We start from the raw sequence: 8,027 nt of genomic DNA on the forward strand, positions 1-8,027 counted from the left end.
CCGCCGCCGCGGGACTCGCCGTCGCCGCCCGCGCCCACCGCCGCGGCCGGCCCGCGCTCGGCCTGCTCTGCGCGGCCGTCACCGCCCTGCTGGTCTCGCCGGTGAGCTGGTCCCACCACTGGGTCTGGTGCGTCCCCCTGCTGGCGGTCCTGGCCTCGGGCGCCGCCGCCGCGGGCCCCGGCGCCCGCGCCGTACACACCGCCGCGCTCCTCGGCTGCGCCGCCGTCTTCTGCGGACGCAGCATGTGGCTCGTGCCGCACCAGGGCGACCGCGACCTGCGCTTCTCCTGGTGGGAACAGCCCCTCGCCGCCCCCTACCCCCTGCTCGGCCTCGCCCTGCTGGCCGGCACCGCTCTGAGTACCCGCCCGCGCCGACATGAGTACGACACCGGATCCGCCCCGGCCGCCCGGTCCGTTGAATGGATGACATGACCAAGAGCAGCCCGTACGTCCCGCAGGACCCGTACGGCCCGCCGCAGCCGCACGAGTGGCAGCACGGCGCGGGCGCCCGTCCGCAGCTCCGGCAGACCCCCGCCTACGGCCCCGCCCCCTTCGTTCCCCCCGTCGTGCCCCGCTTCGTGCCCCCCTTCAGGCCGCCGGACCACGACAGCCACGCCTACGTCGCCCCGCTGATCGCCACCGTCCTCGGCGGCCCGGTCATCGCCTTCTGCGGACTGATCGCGCTGTTCTCCCCGATGGCGACCGACTCCTGCACGCGCAACGGCTGCCAGGCGCTGACCACCATGCTCCTGGTCGCCCCCGCCGTCCTCCTGCTCGCCGTCGTCGCGCTCGTCGTGTCCTGGGCCCTCCCCTGGCGCCTGCGCCACCGCGCGACCCGCGCCGTCGCCTCCCTCGCCGTCCCGCTCCTCGCCGTCACCACCCTCCTGATCTACTTCCACCTCCCCGCCGCCGGCTAAGCACCGTCGTGCGACGGGCCCCGGTCCGGTTCCCCGAACTCCAGCGTTCTGCCGATGTGCGCCAGACGCGCGCTGTAGGAGTCGAGCAGGAACACCGACGGGGTGGAGATGGTGACGCAGACGCAGTAGCTGTGCGGCGCGGGAACGATCAGCTCCAGGACGCCGACGGGGAGCGGCGGTGTGGCCAGACCCGGTTCGAGGGTGGGGAACCGGAGGCTGCGCAGCGCCGTCGTCATGACGCCGGGCCCGCACGGCAGCTTCGCGGCGAGGACCATGTCCTCCGGGCCCTGAAGGCCCTCGCCGAGCGGGAAGCTCAGCTCCTGGAGCGACTCCTCGGGCACGGCAGAGAACACCTTGCGCACCGCGGCCTGATAGATGCCCTCCGCGGTGAAGACGCGGGTCGCGGGGGTGTGGCCGCTCGGCCGTACCGTCACCGCGACCAGGCCCATGGACAGCCGCTCGCCCCCGTCGACGTTCTCGGTGCCGATGCACATGGCGGTGAGGACGACATTCTCCCGGGCCGTCAGCAGCGGCAGTTGCTGCCGCAGACTCTCGCCCGCCGCCTCCCGCTCCTCCTCACCGGCCTCCGGCAGCAGCTCCGCCATGGCCTCGCGCCAGCCGTCGGACCCGGTGGGTTCTGGCAGCCGCACGAACTCGTCGGGGACGTGGTGGTGGAACGCGTAACGGAAGGCGGGGACGGTGTCAGGACCCGAGGCGCCCGTCCCGCGCTGCTCGGCGACGCTCATGCGGCGGTACCGAACCGCGACGGGTCCAGATGCGAGGTGAAGGCGTTGCCGGACGAGGTCAGGACCGAGGACGGGTCGAGGACGGGCCGCCGGGGGCCGCTCGCCGCAGGGGCGGGCGCGGCGGTGGTCGTGGGCGGGTTGACGTAGTTCACCAGGGGGCCGACCACCGGGATGTCGCCGACCTCCCACTTCCCGTCCGTCCAACGCCCCTTGCTCCAACTGCCGTTGTGCACGTTGGAACCGATGGCGAGCGCGGCTCCCACCCAGGTGGCTCCGGTGTCGATCATCTCGCCCGCGCCCTTGAACACCCAGCCCTTGCCCGCCATGGCGAATCCGCGGGCGGTGTTCGAGACACCGCTGGGGATGCCCTTGAGACCCTTGAAGATGTTGCCGAATCTGACCTCGCCGAGCGACTTCATGAAACCGGAGGTCAGGCGCAGACCGCGCCCCGCCTCCACCAGGCCCTCACCGGCCCTGGCCAGCCGCGCGCCGCCGAGACTCACGGCACCGGCGAACACGCCGACCGCGTCCCATGCCAGGGTCTCCCACGACACGTCCGCGCCGCCCGCCTTCGCGGCCAGATGGAAGGCGAGCGCGAGAGCCGCCACGACGAACGCCGCCATGCCGAGCCCCGATATGAAGATCGCGGCCACACCGATGACCATGGCGACATCCGCCAGGATGTCGCCGATCAGTTTCCAGAACTCGGGGTCGCTGATCACGTCCCAGGCGCCCTCGGCGAACGCGGCCACCGCGTGCATCGCCTTGTCGAACCAGCCGGGCTCGGGCGGCGCGTCGTCCGCCGCGCCGTGGATGAGCCGCGCGGTGTCCGAAGCGGCCTGCGCGTGCTCGGACTTGAGCGCGTGGCCGCGGTCGCGGACGGCCGCCAGTTCGGTGGTGGCGGAGTCCAGGGAACTCTTCGTGGTCTTGGTGTCGCCCTCGTGCCGCTCCTTCTCCTGGTCCGTCATCCCGTCGGTGGAGGAGGGGAGCGCGTCGACCGCGGACTGCGCGGAGCCGACCCGCGCCGCCGCGTGCGCCGCGTCCGACTCCAGCCGCCGGGCCCGCGCCTGGAAACCGTCCAACTGCCGCTCCCACGAGGTGAGAGCGCGATGCGCCGTGCTCAGCGACGTCAGCGCCTTCTGGAGATACGGCGGCACTTTCGCGTACGCCTCGGTGAACGCGTCCGCGGACTTCCCGACCCACGCACCGTCCGCGCTGCCCATCTTGCCCAGTTCGGTCTTCGCGGCGTCGCTTCCGCCGATGACCCGGCCGACGGCCAGCGTCAGGGCACGGGTGGATTCGAGATCTCCGGGTGCCGGATCAAAACCAAGGTGCGGATACGTGTCTGAAGCCATCAGTTCTCCCCCTCGAACCACGACGGTGGCCACTGAACGGTTTTACGGCGGCGGCCACTGAACTCCGCTTGCCGCCAAGCGGTTCCGATGCCGCGCGAGTCTGAGCCGCGCGATGCCGAGCCCGATCAGGTACACGGCGAAGAAAGCCAGCCATACGCCCGCGCCGACGAGGACGTGACGCACGGTGTATCCGGGAAAGAAGAGGACGACCGCTATGACGACGAGCAGCACCAGGATGTTCTTCAGCACCCGTCGGCCGTAGCGCAGGCACGCGTCGACGACCATCCGCGAATGGATCAGGCGCACGTCACCCGCCGCCGACTTCGCGGGCCGCAGTCCGCGTCCCTCGACCATCCCCGGCAGCGGACCGCCCCCGGCCGGGTCGGGATACCGGGCCGCGGTCCGCGCGGCGAGCTCCCCCAGCTCCGGGCTCCGCCGGAAGGTCATCAGCGGCTGGTTCATCGAGCGGCTGCCGGGCGCCGGGCCCGCGTACCGGTAGCCGAACTGCTCGGCCACATAGGCGTAGGCGGCGAGTTTCCTCAGGCCCGGAGAGGTGAGCTGCACCTCGTACTGGTCGCGTCCGGTGGCGACGGCGTCCCTCAGCGCGGTCAGCGGAGTCCTGCGTGGCATGAAGCGCTGTTCACCTCCCTCTCCCTGGCCGTCGGTCGCCGCCGGTCCTTCACCTGCCGCCGGGCTGGGAACCGCCCTGCTCCTGGCTCTTCTTCCGCAGGTCGTCCGCGAGCTTCTGGTCCATCTTCTGGAATTCGTCGGACGCCTTGTCGGCGTATTCGGAGATCCCCTTCGTGGCCTTGGAGAGCTGCCCGAATCCGTAGTGCCACGAGTCGGCGAAATCGTCACAAGCGGAATGCAGATCGGCGTGCCCGAGCTGACTCGCGTCAACTCGCTGCATCTCCTTGGACGCGCCCCGCATGTGCTCACCGCTGGTCTCCAGGGTCCGCGCGATCCCCTTGACCTCGTCGCCGAAGAACTTCAGAAACGACAACTGAGCCTCCTTTCGGCCGACATGCAGGACCCGAAAAGGCTATCGGAAACGACTTAGGACGTCTCGCCTTCCAGGAGGCCGTCGGCGTCGATGATGCGATAGGCGTAGCCCTGTTCCGCGAGGAAGCGCTGGCGGTGGGCGGCGAAGTCCTGGTCGATGGTGTCGCGGGCGACGACGGAGTAGAAGCGGGCCTCGTGGCCGTCGGCCTTGGGGCGCAGGACGCGGCCGAGGCGCTGGGCCTCTTCCTGGCGGGAGCCGAAGGTGCCGGAGACCTGGATGGCGACGGTGGCCTCGGGGAGGTCGATGGAGAAGTTGGCGACCTTGGAGACGACCAGGACCGAGATCTCGCCGTTGCGGAAGGCGCCGAAGAGCTTCTCGCGCTGGGCGTTGGTGGTCTCGCCCTTGATGACGGGGGCGTTGAGGTGTTCGCCCAGCTCGTCGAGCTGGTCGATGTACTGGCCGATGACGAGGGTCTGCTGCCCCTTGTGCTGGGCGACCAGCGCCTCGGTGACCCGCCGCTTGGTGGCGGTCGTGGCGCAGTAGCGGTACTTCTCCTCGGGCTCGGCGGTCGCGTAGGCGAGCCGCTCGGAGTCGGTGAGGTTGACGCGGACCTCGACGCAGTCGGCGGGCGCGATGTAGCCCTGCGCCTCGATCTCCTTCCAGGGCGCGTCGAACCGCTTCGGCCCGATGAGGGAGAAGACGTCGGACTCGCGGCCGTCCTCGCGGACCAGGGTCGCGGTCAGGCCGAGCCGCCGCCGGGCCTGGAGGTCGGCGGTGAACTTGAAGACCGGCGCGGGCAGCAGGTGCACCTCGTCGTAGAGGATCAGGCCCCAGTCGCGGGAGTCGAACAGCTCCAGGTGCGCGTAGACGCCCTTCCGCTTGGTCGTCAGCACCTGGTACGTGGCGATGGTGACCGGCCGGATCTCCTTGCGGGTGCCGCTGTACTCGCCGATCTCCTCCTCGGTCAGCGACGTCCGCTTGATCAGCTCGCTCTTCCACTGCCGCGCCGAGACGGTGTTCGTCACCAGGATCAGCGTGGTCGCCTTGGCCTCGGCCATCGCGCCCGCGCCGACCAGCGTCTTGCCCGCGCCGCAGGGCAGCACGACGACGCCGGAGCCGCCGTGCCAGAAGTTCTCCACGGCCTGCCGCTGGTACGGCCGCAGCGCCCAGCCGGTCTCGTCGAGCTCGATCGGGTGCGCCTCGCCGTCCACGTAACCGGCGAAGTCCTCGGCGGGCCAGCCGAGCTTGAGCAGCACCTGTTTGATCTGGCCGCGCTCGGAGGGGTGCACCAGCACCGTGTCCGGGTCGATCCGGGCGCCCACCAGCGGCTGGATCTTCTTCGACCGCAGGATCTCCTCCAGCACCGGGCGGTCGGTGCTGGTCAGCACCAGGCCGTGGGTGGGGTGCTTGCTCAGCCGCAGCCGCCCGTAGCGGTCCATCGTCTCGGCCACGTCGACCAGCAGCGCGTGCGGCACCGGATAGCGCGAGTACTCGACCAGCGCGTCCACCACCTGCTCGGCGTCGTGGCCCGCCGCCCGCGCGTTCCACAGGCCGAGCGGGGTCAGCCGGTAGGTGTGGATGTGCTCGGGGGCGCGCTCCAGCTCCGCGAAGGGCGCGATGGCACGGCGGCAGGCGTCCGCCTGCTCGTGATCGACCTCCAGGAGGAGCGTTTTGTCGCTCTGCACGATGAGACAGGACACGCATGACCTCCGCTGACGGGACCGAACAGAGAATTGTACTGCGAATGGCGGTCAAGACCGCGTGTCGCGGTTCACCCCGATGGCGGCCAACCCTGCGCGCGATCGTTCGCCATCCGAGCGAAGCTGCGCCGACCGCGTACGTGGCGCTCGGCGCGTCGCGCCCGACCTGTTGTTATCTGCCCGGTATGGACAACCCACAGGCACCTTCCTCCGCGCTTCCCCCCGCAGACCCGCGTGAGCGGGGGAAACTGCGGGCCGTCGCGGCCTCCACGGCCGTCGTCGGCGCCGCGGTCATGGCCGCGGCCGGGCTGCTGCTCCCCGGCTCGGCGGCCGGCGCGTCCCCGAGCCCCGCGGGCGGGCCCTCGTACAGCGATACGGGATGGTCGTCCGCCCCCGACACCGGGTGGCCGTCCCCCAGCGAGAGCACGTCGTGCCCGCCGACGACCCCGCCGTACTCGTCACCTCCCACGTCGCCTCCCACGTCGCCGCCCACCACCCCGCCGACGACGGGCTGGACGACGCCTCCCACGACGCCTCCCACCACGGGTTGGACGACGCCCCCGACGTCCCCGCCGACCTCGCCGCCGACCACACCTCCCACGACGCCTCCCACCACGGGCTGGACCACCCCGCCGACCTCGCCCCCCACCTCACCTCCGACCACGCCTCCCACCACGGGCTGGACCACGCCCCCGACGTCCCCGCCCACGGGGCCGCCGACCTCGCCCCCCGGGCACCTTCCGCACACCGGTGCGGAGACCGAGTGGCTGGCCGTGGCGGCGGCCGGGGCGCTGGGAGCGGGCGGGCTGCTCGTCGCGGCGACGCGGCGCAGGGGCCGGCACGGCTGAAGTCCCCTGCCGCCCAAGGAGATCGGCCGTCGGAGTCGTCGCGTGCGGACGGCGTACGGCGGCCGGTCGCGGGTATGCGCCGCCATGACGGTGGCTATCCGAGGGGGCAAGGGTTCATGGCGGTGAGGATGGCGCTGTTCCGCACGGCGTCGAAGGAACCGAAGGACGGGCCGAAGGCGAAGGCGCCGAAGGCCACGGCGGACCCGGCAGCCACGCCGAAGTCCGCGGCCAAGCCCGCACGCACCCCCGTACGCAAGGCCGCCCAGCCGCGTACCAAGACCCAGGCCCGTAAGGCGTCGGCGAAAGCACCCGCGAAGGCGGCACCGAAGACACGGGCCACGGCTCGCGACACGTCACGCGACACGGCGCCCGCCCGCACCTGGCCCTGGACGAAGGCCGCGCCCCCGGCCGCCGAGGCCGGTCCGAAGGCGAAGGCGAAGCCGGAGCCCGAGTCCAAGCCCACGCTGAAGTCCAGGTTCAGGCCGAAGCCCAAGGCCGCGCCGGTCGTCGAGCCCGAGCCGGTCGAGGAGCCGTACGTCCCCCTGCTGCAACGCCGTTCGTGGGGCGCGACGCTCGCCCGCGTGGTCGTGCTGGCGGCGGCGATCGTCGGCATGGTGGCCTTCGCGGTGGCGCTGGCGCAGGTGACGCTGGTGCCGTCACCGGCGTCCGTCTCGCTGATCCACTCCAACCTCCACCCCGGCCACTCGATCAGGGCCTATCTGAACGGGCCGAGCACGCGCGACGCGGTCAAGCAGCTCGGCGGCAACATCCTGCTCGGGGTGCCCTTCGGCGTCCTGCTGCCGATGCTGTTCCCGAAAGCGCGCGGCCTGCTGAGGGTCGGGGTGCTGACCGGACTGACGATGCTGATCGTGGAGACGACACAGGGCGTCATCATCGTGGGCCGGTCCTTCGACATCGACGACGTGATCCTCAACACCACCGGCGCCCTGATCGGTTACCTGCTGCTCGGCCTGCGCCTCGGCCGCGCCCTCTACCCCCGCCGTCACCACTGGTGGCAGCGCGGGACGGCCGAAACGGACGGCGTGCGGACGTACGCGCGCAAGGACGTACGCAAGGACGTACGGCAGGAGGGGGTCAGGCCGGGTCGTCGGCCAGCTCAGAAACGCCCGTGATCCGGTGCAGCGCGAAGGTGCGCACCTCGTCCACGGTGTGGTCGTACGCCGTCACGTAGCCGCCCTCGACCCGTACCGGCGCGATCACCCGCTGGCTCGCGGCGCCGTCCGCGTTGACGTAACCGATCCACAGCGACTCGCCGCTCAGCACCGCCGCCTGCATGGTGGCGAGGGTGTCGGCGGCGGGCGTACGGGGCAGGCCGCCGTCCGCGTTCCCGGCGGCGGCTGAGGACACCGCGGCATCGGGGGAGCGGCGTACGGCGGTCGAGGCGCGGTCGCCCGCGCGGACCGCCTTGACCGCGGCCCCCAGCAGCGCCGCCGCGGGC

The 8,027-nt window shown here is 71.9% G+C and carries 9 protein-coding genes and 1 pseudogene; 4 read left to right on the forward strand and 6 right to left on the reverse strand.

Annotated elements, in window-relative coordinates; all coding sequences use genetic code 11:
- Both BGM09_RS37240 and BGM09_RS37245 read left to right on the forward strand, forming a co-directional pair.
- Positions 1-431, forward strand: a pseudogene (locus tag BGM09_RS37240) (transferase); the annotation flags it as partial.
- Entirely contained in the window at positions 428-916 is a 489-nt protein-coding gene (locus BGM09_RS37245) for a hypothetical protein (RefSeq protein ID WP_223188151.1), read from the forward strand. The pseudogene BGM09_RS37240 and the gene BGM09_RS37245, both read left to right, overlap by 4 nt.
- Here BGM09_RS37245 and BGM09_RS37250 read toward each other — a convergent pair.
- Genes BGM09_RS37250 through BGM09_RS37270 form a run of 5 tightly spaced genes read right to left on the reverse strand, consistent with a single transcriptional unit; the run spans position 913 to position 5,720 of the window.
- Entirely contained in the window at positions 913-1,662 is a 750-nt protein-coding gene (locus tag BGM09_RS37250) for a hypothetical protein (RefSeq protein WP_188286198.1), read from the reverse strand. The two genes, BGM09_RS37245 and BGM09_RS37250, sit on opposite strands and share 4 nt — an antisense overlap.
- Positions 1,659-3,017, reverse strand: coding sequence for a putative T7SS-secreted protein (locus BGM09_RS37255; RefSeq protein WP_188286199.1), 1,359 nt, complete (start codon positions 3,015-3,017; stop codon positions 1,659-1,661). Before BGM09_RS37255 ends, BGM09_RS37250 begins: the two co-directional genes overlap by 4 nt.
- A gap of 42 nt (positions 3,018-3,059) precedes the next feature.
- A complete protein-coding gene (locus BGM09_RS37260; RefSeq protein ID WP_188286200.1) occupies positions 3,060-3,647 on the reverse strand; it encodes a hypothetical protein in 588 nt (195 codons plus the stop codon).
- Positions 3,648-3,696: 49 nt separating this feature from the next.
- Entirely contained in the window at positions 3,697-4,020 is a 324-nt protein-coding gene (locus BGM09_RS37265; RefSeq protein WP_188286201.1) for a hypothetical protein, read from the reverse strand.
- A 53-nt stretch (positions 4,021-4,073) separates the two neighbouring features.
- The gene (locus tag BGM09_RS37270; protein ID WP_188286202.1) at positions 4,074-5,720 is read right to left on the reverse strand and encodes a DNA repair helicase XPB; all 1,647 of its coding nucleotides are present in this window, start codon (positions 5,718-5,720) and stop codon (positions 4,074-4,076) included.
- Between the two features lie 293 nt (positions 5,721-6,013).
- Here BGM09_RS37270 and BGM09_RS39300 point away from each other — a divergent pair, with 293 nt between their 5' ends.
- Both BGM09_RS39300 and BGM09_RS39305 read left to right on the forward strand, forming a co-directional pair.
- Positions 6,014-6,568: an LPXTG cell wall anchor domain-containing protein gene (locus tag BGM09_RS39300; RefSeq protein WP_223188153.1), complete on the forward strand. Its 555-nt coding sequence runs from the start codon at positions 6,014-6,016 to the stop codon at positions 6,566-6,568.
- A 611-nt stretch (positions 6,569-7,179) separates the two neighbouring features.
- Entirely contained in the window at positions 7,180-7,701 is a 522-nt protein-coding gene (locus BGM09_RS39305) for a VanZ family protein (RefSeq protein WP_411158421.1), read from the forward strand.
- On the opposite strand, the gene BGM09_RS37285 is transcribed toward BGM09_RS39305, so the two are convergent.
- The coding region (locus BGM09_RS37285) for a WYL domain-containing protein (protein WP_188286204.1) at positions 7,664-8,027 on the reverse strand (364 nt) is incomplete at its 5' end. The genes BGM09_RS39305 and BGM09_RS37285 overlap by 38 nt on opposite strands.

The organism is Streptomyces sp. CBMA29 (genome assembly GCF_014596445.1).
GTDB lineage: Bacteria > Actinomycetota > Actinomycetes > Streptomycetales > Streptomycetaceae > Actinacidiphila.